Below are 15,576 nucleotides of genomic sequence, written 5' to 3' on the forward strand. Positions count from 1 at the left end.
CCGACAAGAGGGCGACCATTGTGCAATCGCAAGAAGATGACGGGGCGGAATGTCAATCCTGGTCTAACAGAGCCAAACAAAAACGAGCGAGGACCTCAAAATCCTCGCTCGTTTTTTTTGACCGGCAGTTAGGGACGTTCCTTTTCTGCCGGCAGTTTAGGAACGTCCCTAACTGCCGGCTCGGGAACGACAAAGCGCTAGCTCACTTCGACGGGTTTGGCGCCGGGATAGAGCTCCTCAAAGTCTAGGCGGTACTTATTGTCATTGGTGCCCGCCACGTTGTCGCGCGACAGCGGCGCCACAATCTCATTCTTGTGGTCCGCAGGCTTGTCGTATTTCAGGCTGATCTCCCAGGCATCACAGATTGCGTCAATGCGGTGATCCAGGTCGTCGTACAGGGCGATGATGTCCTTCCAGGAGCTGTAGTTCTTGGAGCTCGTCGGGACGTCTAGGTCCTCGACGATGTCGTAATACTGCTCGATGGTGTCCTCCGTGCGCTCGGCGACGTCGGCGAGATTTTGACGGGTGGTTCGATCCTCTTCCAGATAGCTGCCGTTGAAGTTCTGCGCGCAGCCACGGACGTAGTTGTCGAGGTCTTCGAGCAAGTCGTAGTATTCGCTCAGTCGGCGGTAGAGGTTCTGCTCGGAGAGCGTTGCTTCGCCGCCATCCTCGTCGTCATCGTCATCATCGTCATCATCGTCGTACAGGCTGTTGGGATCGCCGAGAGGCTTTAGGTCATCGTCGTCGACGTCATGGTGTAGCTTAGCTACCTCGGCAGTCGTCTGCGTGGCGGCGTTGTCGAACGGTCTGATTACAAAGAAGATGACCAGGGCGATGATAATCGCCACCAGCACAACGATAACGGCGATAAGCGGCCCGGTGCCGCTCTTTTTGGGAGCGGGGGTCTGTGGCGAAGCGGGCGCGTATGCGGGAGCCGGCTGTTGTTGGGGCGAGCCGCTCGAGACGGGTATGCGCTGCGTGGTCTCGACGGTCGCGGGGCCTGCGGCGGGGTCGGGGCGATAGGCGAGGGGGTCGTCCGCCTTGGCTTGCGGCGTATCGAGGGAACCGGTCTGCTCAAAAGCGGGCTGGCTATCGCTCGCGGTTGTTTGCTCAACGGGTGCACCGCACGAGGTGCAGAACTTGGCATCATCTGCAAGAAGCTTGCCGCACGAGGCGCAATACCGAGACATTGCCACTCCTTTCGCCACATTTCAATGCAATACGACGATTATACCCAGCGTCCAAAATTCCCCATCATAAGTTGCGGTGAAATAGGGACTGTTTGGCGGTCTAAGAGCTTCAATCAGTCCCTATTTCACCGCAACTTTGGAAAGGCACCTTTAGCCATTGGGGACGCACCGAGCACTGGGGTATCATGGCTTGGTTGATATATATCTGCATTTACGCGCCTTGTAGGAAGGGGCTGCGCCCATGGCTTTTGAGCCCGCTCAACATAGCTTCATTACGCTCGAGGGTGTCGATGGCGCCGGTAAATCTACGCAGGCGCGCCTGCTTGCCCGTGCGCTCGACCTTGCCGGCTACCAGGTTGTGACCCTGCGCGAGCCGGGCGGTACCGCCATCAGCGAAAAGATCCGTGCTCTGCTGCTCGACCCCGCCAATACGGCGATGGGCGACACCTGCGAGTTGTTGCTCTACGAGGCCGCGCGCGCCCAGTTGGTGCACGAGGTCATCGCGCCTGCCCTTGCTGCCGGCAAGGTGGTCCTGTGCGACCGCTTCTACGATTCCACAACTTGCTATCAGGCGTTTGCCGACGGCCTCGATCGCCAGATGGTGCGCGACGCCAACAACCTGGCCGTTGCGGGTACGCACCCGGCGCTCACGCTCGTCTACCACATCACGCCCGAGCAGGCGGCGCTGCGCATGGCGGCCCGTGGCGCGGCCGACCGCATGGAGGCAAAGGGCATAGCCTTCCAAGAGCGCGTCTACCAGGGATTTTGCGCTATCGCTGCCGAGGAGCCCGCTCGCGTAAAGCTCATCGACGCCACTGCGCCGATCGAGGACGTCTTCGCGCAGACGGTCGAGCAGGTTCGCGCGTACGGCCTCGATATCCCGCAGGATGCCGTCGCCGCCGCGCTTGCCCAGGAGGCCGAGTAACATGGCCCCCGCGCAGACAAGCTTGCTCGCCAAGCTCGATACCCAAGAGCGTGTGCGCGACTTTTTGACCAACGCCGTCGCCAGCGGTCGTGCATCGCACGCCTATCTGTTCTTGGGAGCGCCTGGTGCCGGCAAGCTCGATGCCGCATGGGCGCTCGCCCAGGCATTCCTGTGCGAGCAGGACGGCTGCGGATCGTGCGACAGCTGCGTGCGCGTCGCGCGCCATACGCACCCCGACGTGCACTATTACACGCCCGAAAGTGCTACGGGTTACCTCATCGCCCAGACGCGCGAGCTACTCGACGACGTGCCCCTGGCGCCCATCCGTGCCAAGGCCAAGGTCTACATCATTGACCGTGCCGAGCAGCTGCGCGCCAACACCGCCAACGCATTGCTCAAAACGCTCGAGGAACCGCCCGAGGGCGTCATGTTCATCCTGCTGGGCACCTCGGCAGACGTGATGCTGCCCACCATCGTGAGCCGCTGCCAGTGTGTGCCGTTTCGGCTGGTGTCGCCCACCGTGGCCGCGCAGGCCGTGAGCCGCGCCACCGGTCAGGATATCGCGCGTTGTCGCATGGCCGTCGCCGTGGCGGGCAGCCCCACGCGCGGTATCGAGTTCCTTAAGAGTGCCGAGCGCCAGGACGCCCGCCGTCAGATGGTCCGTGCCATCGACTCACTCATTGCCGCCGACGAGGCCGACGTGCTCGGCCGCGCCAAGGCGCTCATCGTCGCCGTCAAGGCGCCGTTGGCCGAGGTTAAGTCCACGCAGGAAAAAGTGCTCGAGCAAAATGCCGACTACCTGTCGCGTGGAGCATTGAAGCAGCTTGAGGACCGCAATAAGCGCGAACTCAACGCGCGCGAGCGTTCGGGTATCATGGAAGCGCTGGCGAGCGCGCGGACGCTCATGCGCGACGTGCTGCTGACGCTTCAGGATGAGGCGGCCGACGTCGTGAACGAGGATGTGCGCGACACGATCGGTCGGCTTGCCGCCGCGACCAATGTTGCGGGTGCCACCCAGGCGCTCGAGGCGGTCGCAACCGCCGAGCGCAACATCGCCAGAAACGTTACTCCCCAGCTGGCCATCGAGGTCATGCTGTTCGATATCAGGAAGGCACTGAAATGCCGTTAGTCGTACCCGTTAAGTTTACCTACGCCTCGCGCGACCTGTGGTTCGACCCGCAGGATCTGGATATCCTCGAGGCCGATTATGCTATCTGCTCCACCGAGCGCGGAACCGAGATCGGCCTGGTCACGGCCGATCCCTTCGAGGTGCCGCTCGACGAAATCGGTCAGCCGCTCAAGCCCGTGTTGCGCGTAGCGAGCGACATCGACCTGCAGCTTGCCGACGACCTGGCTATCCAGGGTGACGAGGCCATGGTCGACTTCCGCCGCCTGGTCAAGGAACTCGACCTCGAGATGAAGCCGGTCGGCGTCGAGTACCTGTTTGGCGGCGAGAAGGCCGTGTTCTACTTTGCGGCCGAGGAGCGCGTCGATTTTCGCCAGCTCGTCAAGGATCTGTCCTCGACGCTGCACATTCGCGTCGACATGCGCCAGATCGGCGTGCGCGACGAGACCCGCCTGGTGGGCGGCTATGCCCAGTGCGGACAGGAGCTCTGCTGCACGCGCTTTGGCGGACAGTTTGAGCCCGTCTCGATCCGCATGGCAAAAGAGCAGGACCTGCCGCTCAACTCGTCCAAGATCAGCGGCGTGTGCGGCCGCCTGATGTGCTGCCTGCGTTATGAGTTCGAGGCGTACAAGGACTTTAAGAGCCGTGCGCCCAAAAAGAAGACGCTCATCGATACGCCGCTCGGTAAGGCGCGTATCCAGGAGTATGACACGCCGCGTGAGCAGCTGGTGCTGCGCCTGGAGAACGGCAAAGTCTTTAAGGTCAACCTGGCCGATATGACGTGCTCGGAGGGTTGCAAAAAGAAGGCCGCCGAGCAGGGCTGCAACTGCCGCCCCGACTGCGTGACGCGCGACGTGCTCGAGCGCATTGAGTCGCCCGAGATGCGCCTGGCGCTCATGGAGCTCGATCGCGAGAACGGCGTCGACGTGGGCGATGGCCTGTCGAGTGCCGACCGTCTGGCCGGCACGTCGATGCCCAAGCGCCGTCGTCGCGATGCTGAATCCGATGCTCGCGCCGGTCAGGGTCAGGGCGAGGGCCATGGCCGCGGAAAGGGCCGCGGCAAGGCCGAGGCACCCGAGGCCGAGGAGGCCGCCGGTGCCCGTCGCCGCCGCAAGCGCGCGGGCTCGGGCGATGCTACCGAGGCTGCAGCCGCGGGCAAGAACGCCTCTCGCGAGCGCGAGGTCCAGCAGCCCCAGCAGCAGAACCGCGGCGGTGGCATGAACCCCACACGTCGCCGCCGCCGTCATCTGTCGAGCGAGGAGCGCGAGGACGCCTTCCGCGCCGCAGCTGCTCGCGAGGCTGGTGCCGCTTCCAAGGGCCCCTCGGCCTCCGATGCGTCTGCCGACAAGGGCGGCAAGTCGCGTGGCGAGGAGGAACGCGCGCCGCGTCCGCGCCGTCGCCATTCCTCGGGCGCGCAACAGAAGCCCTCAGTGCCCTCCGTGGCCGATCAGGTCTCGGATGGCGAGGTCAAGGTCACGCGCCGTCGTCCCGGAGATGGCGGGGGAGCGGCTGCCAAGGCTTCGCGTGGCGCCGCTCGTGACGAGCGCGAGCCGCGCGAGGATCGCGGTGGCGAGGGCTCGGCCGACCAGGGTCAAAAGCGCCGTCGCCGTCGCCGTTCCCGCAAGCCGCGCCAGGATGGTGACGAGGGCTCGACCCCGTCTTCGTCCGCACCACAACCGCCCGCCGGCGAATAACACCCGCGAGCGGATTTAGCCCGCCTTGCCCCGAGCGCATCGGGGTATCATAGCGCCGAATCAACAACCCTCCCTGCGACCGAACGTAGGGAGGGTTGTGTCTTGAAGAGCCATCTGAACATATTGAGCCGTCTGCAGAGTGCCGGTGCCCTACCGTTTGCGGACGAATTGCTACCGTTTGCCGAGCGCGCGACGTACGAGGCGCTCGAGGCATTGTCGCCAACACGATGTACCGGCTGCGAGCGCGCCGGTGCGCTTATTTGCCAAGACTGCCTGGCCGCGCTCACGCTCATCGACCCACGTCATAGCTGCACCCGATGTGGCGCCCCGTTTGGGGATTTGCTGTGCACTGAGTGTTCGGTCGAGGGCACGTCCTCGGCAATGGCGGAGGCGCTCGACCGCTGCCTGGCGTGCGCCGTCTATGCGCATCCGCTGCCGCGCATCATTAAAGCGTACAAGGATGCGGGCGAGCGACGTCTGGCTCCGTATCTGGCGGAGCTGCTCTACGACACCGCCCTGCATGCCCAGGTCGTAGCGCCCGATCGCTACGGAGGTGTGCTGTCCGGTGCGGATGCGGTGGTGTTTGTGCCTGCGACGGCGGCAGCGTTTCGGCGGCGTGGTTTTGATCATATGGAGGCTATTGCGCGCCCATTTTGCGAGCTGTCGGGTGTTCCCCTGCTCGATGCGCTCGTCAAGTACGGGCATGGCGACCAGCGCGAACTCGGTCGTGAGGAGCGCCGCGAGCGTGCCCAAGGCATGTACGAGACGGTTGAGGACGTGCACGGCCGCCGCTTGCTGCTTATCGATGACGTTATCACCACGGGCGCGACGATGGCAGCGGCTTCGGCGGAACTCAAGCGCGCCGGCGCCGTAGCGGTCGATGGCCTCGCTATCGCACGCGTTTGGTAGGGGTGGTTTTGTGGCAGTGAAGATTGAGCGGCGCAACGAGCCGACAGACGAACAGCTAGCGGCTTCCGTAATCCTAACGGGCGCCTCGGCGCTACGCATGATGCGCGCCGAACGCCGGCAGATGGGCTACATAAGCTGGAAGGACCTCGATTCCGATGAAGAGCGCCGTGTGCTGCGCACGTCGTCGCCCTCGACCGAGGACATCTATCTTCCCGACTTGGTGCGGATTGGGGCCGCAAGCGGCGAGGTGCAAGAAGATCTTTGCTTGCTGGTGGGATCTGCGGCGCAGCGCCGCCGCATGCCTGGCGTGGGCTGGTCCGTATGCTCCGGGTTGCCCGCCGGCTCGATTCTAGAGGTGGAACCGGGGGTGTGCAGTCTATCTCCCGAGGCCCTTTGTGTTGTCGTCGCCCGCGAGGTCGGCTGTATCCAGGCATTTGCCCTGGCCCAGGAGCTGTGCTCTAAGATTTCGCTGAGTGACCGCGGGAAGTATCTGCCTCCCTACACCTCGCCTGTTACGAATAAACTTGCAAAGGACAAGGACCAGCCGCCGGATGTGGGCTACTTTGAGGTTGAGCCGGTGCTGACGCCCGAACGCTTGACAGATTACCTCGCGGCATGCAAGGGGAGTGCGGCCAAGCAGCTGCAGCGTTTGTGTCCCTATCTTTCGGAAAACCTGCGCTCGCCCATGGAGTGCATCATGCTTGCTCTGTTTTCGCTTCCATTTTCCTATGGCGGATTTGCCTGCGGTCCCTTTAAGACCGACTACAAGATCGAGTTCGATGACCGCGCGCAGGCAATTTCGGGGATGCCGCATGCGGTTTGCGATGCGTATCAAGAAACAGCCCGGTTTGACCTGGAATACAACGGTGAGCTGGGCCATTCATCCCGGAGGGGGCGTATCCATGATGAAAAACGCAACACGGGCTTGATTACTATGGGAATCGAGGTCGCGACGGTCAACAACGAAATGCTCTGCGACATGGAGGCAATGGAGGCGCTCGCATGGCGCATGCACCAGCGTATGCGAAAGCGGTACCGGAATCGCGTCGATGCCCGCAGGAAGAAGCAAGAGGCGTTGCTTAACATGCTGCGGGCGTGTTTTGGACTTAAGCCGGCCTAACAATGCTTGAAAACAGGGGGTTGGATATACACTCTGGCCAAAATATGGCAAATATGAGTACTGTCACTAAATCAGTAACAGCAAAATCAAGGTATTTAGGACTCGGAGGCGGCGTAAAGTAAGAAGATAATAACCAAATGTAGAATAACTAAGCATCAGGTTGGCGACACTGAGCGCAAAATCAGTCCGAGAGGCCAAAAATGCCTGTTACTAAATTGGTAACAGTACTCATATTTGCCATTTTTTGGCCACGGCACCCTAAGAAGGGCGCCCCGGAGCTCCCCGTAGGGGAGCTCCGGGCTTCATAGGGGCACGAACAGCCCACTCCGACCTGCGAAATCTGTACTCGCGATGCGAATAACGCCCCTAACCTTAAACTTTAGCTTGAACTTAGCTATAATGCGCTTCGTTCCTACCAGGCTGTGGTTGCGGACGGACGAAATGCCCGTCCTAGTCCAAGACAGACGCGGTCAAAGGGATCCACGTAAGCGACCGCGTGTGCGCGGCGCGATCATGGCGCGTCCTAGATGTAAGCCGCACCGTCCGTTCTACTTTCTTTGGGGCAATACCGCCTCGCGGGCGAGCGGGTCAGTCGTGAAGGTGGCTGCGGCCTCCCGAGCAAACACCCCGGTGCGCAAGTGTGGGGTCAAATACCAGGTCAGCTGGTGGGAACAACCTGATATTCCGCGCAACGCACGGATCGTATACGACACAGAAGGCAGGGTAGTGGACATGGTGAGGGGCAGCTTGATGCACGCGGCTCGGTTAGGTGCTGGGACCGCAGCGGTCATCGCCGTTTTGGGCCTGAGCGGATGCGCGTTCAACCCGCTGTCTACGTTCACGACTCCCACGATCGACCAGATCGAGTACGAGACCGTCACGCCGGCGGTGTCGGACGATGCCCTGGTCACTCCCGGAACCCTGACGGTCGCCCTCGATACTTCCGATGCGCCGCAGGCCATGCAGGGCGCCGACGGCGAGCTCACGGGATATGCGGTTGACGCCGCCCGCGCCCTCGCAAGCCGCATGGGCCTTAAGGTCGCCTTTGTCGATGCGTCCTCGGCAGGTTCCGCGCTCGGCGACAAAAAGGCCGATATCTTTATCGGCGAGATCAACTCCACGGACGGGGACGTTAGCTCGCTCGGTACCTGCCTGTACGATGCCGCTTCCGTGTTCGGTAAAACCTGCGATGGTGGGTCGCTAAGCGTTTCCACCGATACCCTTAACACGTCTACTCTGGGCGTTCAGATGTCCTCGGCCTCGCAGGAGGCGCTTGCTAAGCAGAGCATCACCGCCAACCAAAAGACCTACTCCAACATCAACGAGTGCTTTGAGGCGCTCGAGTCCGGCGAGGTCGACTATGTGATCTGCGACTCCACGGCCGGCGGCTACCTTGCACGCCTGATGAGCGAGGTCTCCTATGTCGGTGCGCTCGAGGCGCCCTCGACGCTTGGTGTTGCGGGCCTCTCGTCCAATGACGAACTGTGCCGTGCCGTGAGCGATGCCCTCGACGGTATTACGGCCGACGGCACGCTCGAGGCGGTCCACTCTGTCTGGTATGGCACAATGCCCTACGACCTCGCCACTAAGACGGTTTCGGGCGTTAACGTGCAGTCGGGCGACTCTGAGTCCGGTGAGACCATGTCCTCCGGCGATGAATCCTCCGATTCCAACAATGAGACCGCATCCTCCGAGGACAAATCGTCCAGCCAGGAAGGCACCATCACCGACGACGACATTAACAAACTCAATAGCTAGTTATTACTAGGGGTGGTGTCTCCCATACGTTGGAAAGGACATCTCTTCACGGTTTCAACACGCACTGCCGGGCTCCCCCAATAGGGGAGCCCGGCTTTTTTATCCCTATAAAACCAGCAGGTCAAAGCCAATTTTCGGGACCAAATACAAATCTGTCGGCTCCCTCCTATAGCGCACTTTGCCATGGAAAAGTGCGAGACTTCGGTATGCGGTATCAAGCAATCGTTATTCGGGTCTTTAGGAATCCGCGTGATTAAATGCACGGCAATGGGTACATAGCCAGTACAGTAAGTCCCCGAGGCAGATTGGAGCCACGTATGGATATCAAGGTTTCTGGACGCAAGACGACGGTAACCGATGCTCTGCGTGCGCATGTGGATGAGAAGATCGGCGAGGCGCTCAAGGTTTTCGATATCGAGCCCATGACGGTCGACGTTGTACTTCGCTATGAGAAGAACCCCTCGAATCCCAACCCGGCAATCGTCGAGGTCACGGTTCGTGCCCGCGGTTCGGTGATTCGCGTTGCCGAGCACGGTGCAGATATGTACGCCGCCATCGACCTCTCCGCCGATAAGGTCACCCGCCAGCTGCGCAAGTTCAAGACCAAGGTCGTGGACAACCGCCAGGGCGGTGCCAGCGCCGCGGATGTCGTGCCGGTCGAGCGCGTCGAGGATCTGGCCGACCTGCTGCTGCCCGAGGAGGAGGACGACCTGCTCGTCCGCGAGAAGGTCATCGACGTCACCCCGATGACTGAGGAGCAGGCGCTGGTGCAGACCGATCTGCTGGGCCACGACTTCTACGTGTTCGAGAACGCGACGACCGGTCTCATCAATGTGGTGTATCACCGTAAGAATGGTGGATATGGCATCATCAAGCCCCGTATCGAAACACTTGACGAGTAAAATACGTTAACTTGCATGAGTTAACGGTTGGCGGCCATCCCATGCGGGTGGCCGCCTTTTTACGTAAGGAGTCGCTTTGATGGACAAGGCCGCATCTACCGGTCATTCGGACCGTTGCCGCATCGTCGTCGATACCTGCTGCGACTTTAGCCCCGAGGTCGCCGCGAACCTCGATGTCGATATCCTGGGTTTCCCCTTCATTATCGATGGCGAGGAGCGCACGGACGACATCTGGTCGAGCATCACGCCCAAGGAGTTCTATGACCGCATGCGCGCTGGTGCCCGCGTGTCCACCTCGGCTGTGTCGCTCGGTCGCTATATCGAGTTCTTTACCGAGTGCGCCAAAGAGGGCACGCCCACGGTCTACCTGTGCTTTACCTCGGCGCTGTCGTCGAGCTACAACTCCGCGTGCCAGGCGGCAGATGCCGTGCGCGCCGAGTATCCCAACTTTGAGCTCTACGTGGTCGACAACGCTCTGCCCTGCGCGACCGGCGCGCTCTTGGCGCTCGAGGCCGTGCGCCAGCGTTCGGCGGGACTGACCGCCAAGCAGCTGGTCGATTGGGCAAACGAGGCAAAGACCTACGTCCACGGCTACTTTACGCTCGAGAGCTTCGACGCGCTGGCTGCCGGCGGCCGCATTCCGCCCGCGGCGGCGCAGCTCACGGCAAAACTCGACGTCAAGCCCGAGCTTTCCTACGACCTGGCCGGCTCGCTGTCGCTGATCGGCGTCAACCGCGGCCGCAAGAAGGCGCTCAAGTCCATCCTCAAGTCGTTCCGCGAGAACTACGTGCCCGACCGCACCATGCCCATCGCCATCATGACGGCCGATGCCGAGAAGGACGGCGACTGGCTCGAAGCCGCCATCCGTAAGGAGGAGGGCTGCGCCGACGTCACGATCATTCGCAGCTCCGTGGGCCCCACCATCGGCTCGCACGTGGGCCCCGGCATGGTGGCCTGCGCGTTTTGGGGCAAGAACCGCGCCGACAAGGCGTCGCTTTCCGACCGCATCGCCCGCCGCGTGCGCGGTCAGTAGGCAAGTAACGCGGCCGTAATCGATCCCAACTCACAGCCCAAACGCTGGCACCGAGTATTCAACCTGGTAATAACACCCAACCCAAAAGGAAAGGTTTCATGGCAAATAAACTCTCTGTCGCATTTATCGGCACCGGAATCATGGGTGCCCCCATCGCCGGCCACATCCTGGATGCCGGCTATCCCGTCACGGTCAACAACCGCACCAAGTCCAAGGCCGCAGCGCTTATCGAGCGCGGTGCCGCCTGGGCCGATACGCCGGCCGATGCCGTGGCTAACGCCGATGTCGTCTTTACCATGGTGGGTTATCCCTCCGAGGTCGAGGAGCTCTACCTGGCGGGCGACGGTCTGCTCGCGTGCACTAAGCCCGGCGCGGTCCTGATCGACCTTACCACGAGCTCGCCCGAGCTGGCGCGCGACATTGCCGAGGCCGCCCAGGTTTCCGGCCGCATGGCGTTTGACTGCCCCGTCACCGGCGGCGAGTCGGGTGCTATCGCCGGCACGCTCACTGCTATCGTGGGCGCCACCGAGAATGACATCGCGCCGGTCCGCGACATCCTTGCCACCTTCGCGGCCAACATCTGCTGCTTCGACGGCGCCGGCAAGGGCCAGGCTGCCAAGCTCGCCAACCAGGTGTCGCTGGGCGCCTGCATGGTCGGCATGGCAGACGCCATGGCATTTGCCGAGCTGAGCGGCCTTGACCTGGAGAAGACCCGCCAGATGATCCTGGGCGGTACCGGCAAGTCCGGCGCCATGGAGAGCCTGGCTCCCAAGGCGCTCGACGGCGACTACAAGCCCGGCTTTATGGTCGAGCACTTCATTAAGGACCTGCGCTTGGCGCTCGCCTATGCCGACGATCGCGAGCTTGCGCTGCCCGGCGCCGACGTGGCCTTTACGCTCTACGACATGCTCGACGCCATCGGTGGTGCCAAGCTGGGCACCCAGGCCATCACAGTCCTCTACAAGGAGGAGGCCGACGCCATCGCCGCCGGTCTGGACTGGTCGCAGTATCGTCCTGAGGAGCATGGCGCTCACGAGGACGGCTGCGGTTGCGGCGAGCACGGCGACGACCATGAGTGCGGTTGCGGTCACCACCACGGCGAGGACCACGAGTGCTGCGGAGGCCACGGCCATGACGACGGCCACGAGTGCTGCTGCGGCCACCATCACGGGGAGTAGCGCCCATGAGCTGGACGTTCGTGGTGCTTGCGCTGGTGCTCTTTCTCTTTGCGATCTACATTGGCTTTTTGTGCGGTCAGTGGGCGTGCGAAAAGCGCGTCATCACCAAGCGCGACTACTGGATTGCCAACTTTGCGGGAGCGGCGGCAGTCGTCCTGCTGACCTGGGTGTTCTCGCTGTTCCCGCTGGTGCAGTTTGCGCCGATCGGCTGGCTCGGCGGCTTTATCGCCGGTCTTAAGATGAGTTTTGGCGAGTCTGTCGGCCCGTGGCGCAAGCACGACGAGGTCTTTAATGTCAACAAGGCCCATCGCGCCGCCGCCGATGCGGGCGACGCCGAGGACCGCCGCCGCACACGCCACAATGGCGCTGCCGACCGACAGCTCATCTCGGTCACCGATGACAGCAAGGATGCTGGCAAGCACGCCAAGAAATAAAAAGAAGAGGTAACTATGGCAGAAAACAAAGACGAACAGCTCACCGACGAGGAGCTGGCACAGCTTCAGCTGGCAGAGGAGAACGAGAACGCCGTCGACCGTCTGGTCAAGGAGCTCGGCTGCCCCACGCGCCGCATCCGCCAGTTTGCCGCCCGCGTGCTGCATCTGCTGGCCGAGCGTGACCCGCAGCGCGTCGTGCCCTGCGTGCCCGCGCTGATCGAGGCGCTCGACCGCCCCGAGGCGCAGACCCGCTGGGAGGCCCTCGATGCCCTGACGGCGCTCGCCATCACCTGCCCCGAGCAGCTGGGCGATGCCTTTGAGGGCGCCGAGACCGCGCTGTTCGACGAGATTTCCTCCACGCTGCGCTATGCCGCCTTCCGCCTGCTGTGCGTGTGGGGCGCCACAAGTGTCGAGCGTTCGCGCGAGGCTTGGCCCATCCTGGACGAGGCCATCCAGTGCTACCACGGCGACCTCGAGTATCGCGATATGCTCGGTTGCCTGTACGAGTTTGGCCAGGGTGAGATTGACGCCGAGGTCGCCGAGAAGCTCGCGCTGCGCCTTAAGTTCGACGCCGAGAACGGCAAGGGCAGCTATCTCAAGGCCCGTTCGAGCGAGATTTGCGAAATGCTTGTTAAACGTTTTGGCCTGGATCTCTCCAAAAAGAAGAAGCGTGCTAGCGTTAAAAAATCTGAGGCCGCCGAAGACGAGGAGTAACAGATTATGGCGCACGATGTAGTCCTGATTCCCGGTGACGGTATCGGTCCCGAGATTACGCAGGCCATGCGCCGCGTGGTCGAGGCCACCGGTGTCCAGATCAACTGGAACGTCCAGGAGGCCGGTGCCGGCGTCATGGACGAGTTTGGCACGCCGCTGCCCCAGCATGTGCTCGATGCGGTCGCCGAGACCAAGGTTGCCATCAAGGGCCCCATCACCACGCCGGTCGGCACGGGCTTCCGCAGCGTCAATGTGGCCCTGCGCAAACACTTCGACCTGTACGCCTGCGTGCGCCCTTGCCTGTCGCAGCCGGGCGACGGCTCTCGTTTCCGCGACGTCGACCTGGTTATCGTGCGCGAGAACACCGAGGACCTCTACGCCGGCATCGAGTTCGATGAGGGCGCTGCCGAAGTCGAGGAGCTCTCGCAGCTCGTCGAGCGTTCGGGCCAAAAGACCTTCGCCACCGATTCCGCGATCTCGATCAAGCCGATCTCTATCGCCAAGAGCCGCCGCATTGTGGAGTATGCCTTTGAGTATGCCCGCCGCTGCGGCCGCAAAAAGGTGACGGCCGTGCACAAGGCCAACATCATGAAGGCGACCGACGGCCTGTTCCTGCGCGTGGCGCGCGAGGTGGCCGCCAGCTATCCCGATATCGAGTTCAACGACAAGATTGTCGACGCCACCTGCATGGGTCTGGTCCAGAACCCCAATGACTTCGATGTCCTGGTGCTGCCCAACTTGTACGGCGATATCGTCAGCGACCTGTGCGCCGGCCTGGTGGGCGGCTTAGGGATGGCCCCCGGCTCCAACATCGGTGCCGACTGCGCAATCTTTGAGGCAACGCACGGCTCCGCGCCCGATATCGCGGGCCAGGATATCGCCAACCCCACGGCCGAGATTCTGTCTGCGGCTATGATGCTCGATCATCTGGGCGAGAACGATGCGGCCAATCGCATCCGCGCCGCCGTGTCCGCCACGCTCGACGAGGGCAAGCAGGTTACCGGCGACGTACGTCGTGCCCAGACCGGTTCCGTTGAGGGTGCGGTGGGTACGCAGGCCTTTGCCGATGCCGTTATTGAGCACCTGGCCTAAGACATGCACGCTGCAAACGCCTAAATAGTACTTAAGTGTTTGCGTATAACCTGAGAATCAATACGCCCGGCGCTCTGCCGGGCGTATTCTATTGGGGACTATGTTTCCTAACAAGGAGTAACTGATATGGGTCTGATTCAAAAGAAGGACGAGAAGGACGAGATCGACGGCATCCAGATCATCGAGCGCGGCGAAGGCCCCGACGGTGACGAGGACGAGAAGATCGACCTGGTCGCCGGCACGTCTGCCGAACATATTGCCGCCGTCACGACCGCCGAGGAGGAGGACGCCCGCCTGGAGGCTCAGATTGCCGCGGATGCCGCTGACGAGAACCTGATGCCCGAGGATCAAGACGAGGACGACGACTCCGACGAAGACGACCATGCATCCAAGCACAAGAAGACGATGGTTGCCGCCTTCGTGGTTGCAGTCGTGATCGCTGCGGTGGTCGGCTTCTTTATTGGCAATGGAGGCTTTGGCGGCAAGGGCGTCGGCTCGGCGACCCTCACCGAGGACCAGCTTGATTCGACCGTGGCAAGCTACAGCTACAACGGCAAGAAGAGCGACATCACCGCGCGTGAGGCCATCGAGAGCCAGTACAGCCTTGATACCGTCAAGGATGGCGATGGTAACTACACCGCTCCTTCCGCCGACGTCATCCTGTCTTACGTGCGCAACAAGATCCTGCTCGATGCTGCCGAGGACGAGGGCATCACCGTCTCTTCTAAGGAAATGAAGAAGTACGCCGAGGATTCCATCGGCACTTCGGACTACAAGACCATGGCCACGCAGTATGGCGTGTCCAAGGACCAGGCCAAGCAGATCATCCGCCAGTCCGCGACGTTGCAGAAGCTCTACAAGAAGAAGGTCGGTGACAGCTCCGCAAGCATGCCGACCGCCCCGACCGAGCCTGCTGACGGCAACGAGGAGACCGCGAGCAAGGACTACGCCGACTACATCATCAACCTTGCCGGCGACGAGTGGGATAGCGAGAAAGGAACCTGGAAGGACGCCGATGGCACCTACGCTAAGGCCTTCGCTGACGATGCCTTTACGGCTGATAGCGCTACCTACAAGCAGGCCATGACCGCCTATTACACCGCCTACCAGCAGTACTCTTCGCAGGCTTCGAGCGCCAGCTCCAAGTGGACCGAGTACGCCAACGGCCTCTACGCCAAGGCCAATATCAGCATCTACGGCCTGTTTGCGTAAGGTTTGCCTGCACTACTGCGCGTTAACCGATCACCTGATTAAGCCCGCTAGAACGGACAACGTTCTAGCGGGCTTTTTGTTGCCGAAATCAATAGGATAGGCCTCGCGCCCGCGCAAGCGCTCCATCGGGTTCCCCTAATTCATATGGGAAAATAGCTGCAAACGATTGCAAGTAACCGGTGAACGGTCGAAAACTATCGTTCACCGATAATCTCAAAACTGGTTCTAACTGGTATTAAGTCAAAAAGACCAATTCACATATCTTCACAATGACCTGCAATTTTTCTAC

General features: G+C 61.7%; 14 protein-coding genes. 13 read left to right on the forward strand and 1 reads right to left on the reverse strand.

Annotated features, from left to right (window positions below; translation table 11 throughout):
• Positions 1–197: 197 nt before the first annotated feature.
• Positions 198–1,190 (reverse strand): zinc-ribbon domain-containing protein, encoded by a 993-nt coding sequence (locus AB5202_RS04145; protein ID WP_368143732.1) that lies wholly within the window; start codon positions 1,188–1,190, stop codon positions 198–200.
• A 241-nt stretch (positions 1,191–1,431) separates the two neighbouring features.
• Between AB5202_RS04145 and tmk the strand changes: the two genes are divergently transcribed.
• The 13 genes from tmk (at position 1,432) to AB5202_RS04210 (ending at position 15,287) form a co-directional block, all read left to right on the forward strand.
• The gene (gene tmk, locus AB5202_RS04150; RefSeq protein WP_368143731.1) at positions 1,432–2,115 is read left to right on the forward strand and encodes a dTMP kinase; all 684 of its coding nucleotides are present in this window, start codon (positions 1,432–1,434) and stop codon (positions 2,113–2,115) included.
• A 1-nt stretch (position 2,116) separates the two neighbouring features.
• Positions 2,117–3,244: a DNA polymerase III subunit gene (locus tag AB5202_RS04155; RefSeq protein WP_368143729.1), complete on the forward strand. Its 1,128-nt coding sequence runs from the start codon at positions 2,117–2,119 to the stop codon at positions 3,242–3,244.
• Entirely contained in the window at positions 3,235–4,935 is a 1,701-nt protein-coding gene (locus AB5202_RS04160; RefSeq protein ID WP_368143728.1) for a PSP1 domain-containing protein, read from the forward strand. The genes AB5202_RS04155 and AB5202_RS04160 overlap by 10 nt, the downstream gene beginning before the upstream one ends.
• 102 nt (positions 4,936–5,037) lie before the next feature.
• Entirely contained in the window at positions 5,038–5,844 is an 807-nt protein-coding gene (locus AB5202_RS04165) for a ComF family protein (protein ID WP_368143726.1), read from the forward strand.
• A gap of 10 nt (positions 5,845–5,854) precedes the next feature.
• The gene (locus tag AB5202_RS04170) at positions 5,855–6,964 is read left to right on the forward strand and encodes a hypothetical protein (protein ID WP_368143725.1); all 1,110 of its coding nucleotides are present in this window, start codon (positions 5,855–5,857) and stop codon (positions 6,962–6,964) included.
• A 732-nt stretch (positions 6,965–7,696) separates the two neighbouring features.
• Positions 7,697–8,722, forward strand: a complete 1,026-nt coding sequence (locus AB5202_RS04175; protein ID WP_368147486.1) for a substrate-binding periplasmic protein — start codon at positions 7,697–7,699, stop codon at positions 8,720–8,722.
• A 317-nt stretch (positions 8,723–9,039) separates the two neighbouring features.
• A complete protein-coding gene (gene hpf, locus AB5202_RS04180) occupies positions 9,040–9,624 on the forward strand; it encodes a ribosome hibernation-promoting factor, HPF/YfiA family (protein WP_260699507.1) in 585 nt (194 codons plus the stop codon).
• 79 nt (positions 9,625–9,703) lie between these two features.
• Positions 9,704–10,657 carry a DegV family protein gene (locus AB5202_RS04185; protein WP_349070441.1) on the forward strand — a complete coding sequence of 318 codons (954 nt, stop codon included), beginning with the start codon at positions 9,704–9,706 and terminating at the stop codon, positions 10,655–10,657.
• Between the two features lie 98 nt (positions 10,658–10,755).
• On the forward strand, positions 10,756–11,835 hold the full coding sequence (locus AB5202_RS04190) for an NAD(P)-dependent oxidoreductase (RefSeq protein ID WP_118206489.1): 1,080 nt from the start codon (positions 10,756–10,758) through the stop codon (positions 11,833–11,835).
• A gap of 5 nt (positions 11,836–11,840) precedes the next feature.
• Positions 11,841–12,269 carry a hypothetical protein gene (locus AB5202_RS04195; protein ID WP_368143723.1) on the forward strand — a complete coding sequence of 143 codons (429 nt, stop codon included), beginning with the start codon at positions 11,841–11,843 and terminating at the stop codon, positions 12,267–12,269.
• A gap of 15 nt (positions 12,270–12,284) precedes the next feature.
• A complete protein-coding gene (locus AB5202_RS04200) occupies positions 12,285–12,983 on the forward strand; it encodes a HEAT repeat domain-containing protein (RefSeq protein ID WP_368143721.1) in 699 nt (232 codons plus the stop codon).
• 6 nt (positions 12,984–12,989) lie between these two features.
• The gene (locus AB5202_RS04205) at positions 12,990–14,075 is read left to right on the forward strand and encodes an isocitrate/isopropylmalate dehydrogenase family protein (RefSeq protein WP_368143720.1); all 1,086 of its coding nucleotides are present in this window, start codon (positions 12,990–12,992) and stop codon (positions 14,073–14,075) included.
• 126 nt (positions 14,076–14,201) lie between these two features.
• Positions 14,202–15,287, forward strand: a complete 1,086-nt coding sequence (locus AB5202_RS04210) for a hypothetical protein (RefSeq protein WP_368143719.1) — start codon at positions 14,202–14,204, stop codon at positions 15,285–15,287.
• The last annotated feature ends 289 nt before the right edge of the window (positions 15,288–15,576 follow it).

It is taken from the genome of Collinsella aerofaciens (assembly GCF_040915545.1).
In the GTDB taxonomy this organism is placed as follows: Bacteria; Actinomycetota; Coriobacteriia; order Coriobacteriales; family Coriobacteriaceae; genus Collinsella; species Collinsella aerofaciens_BE.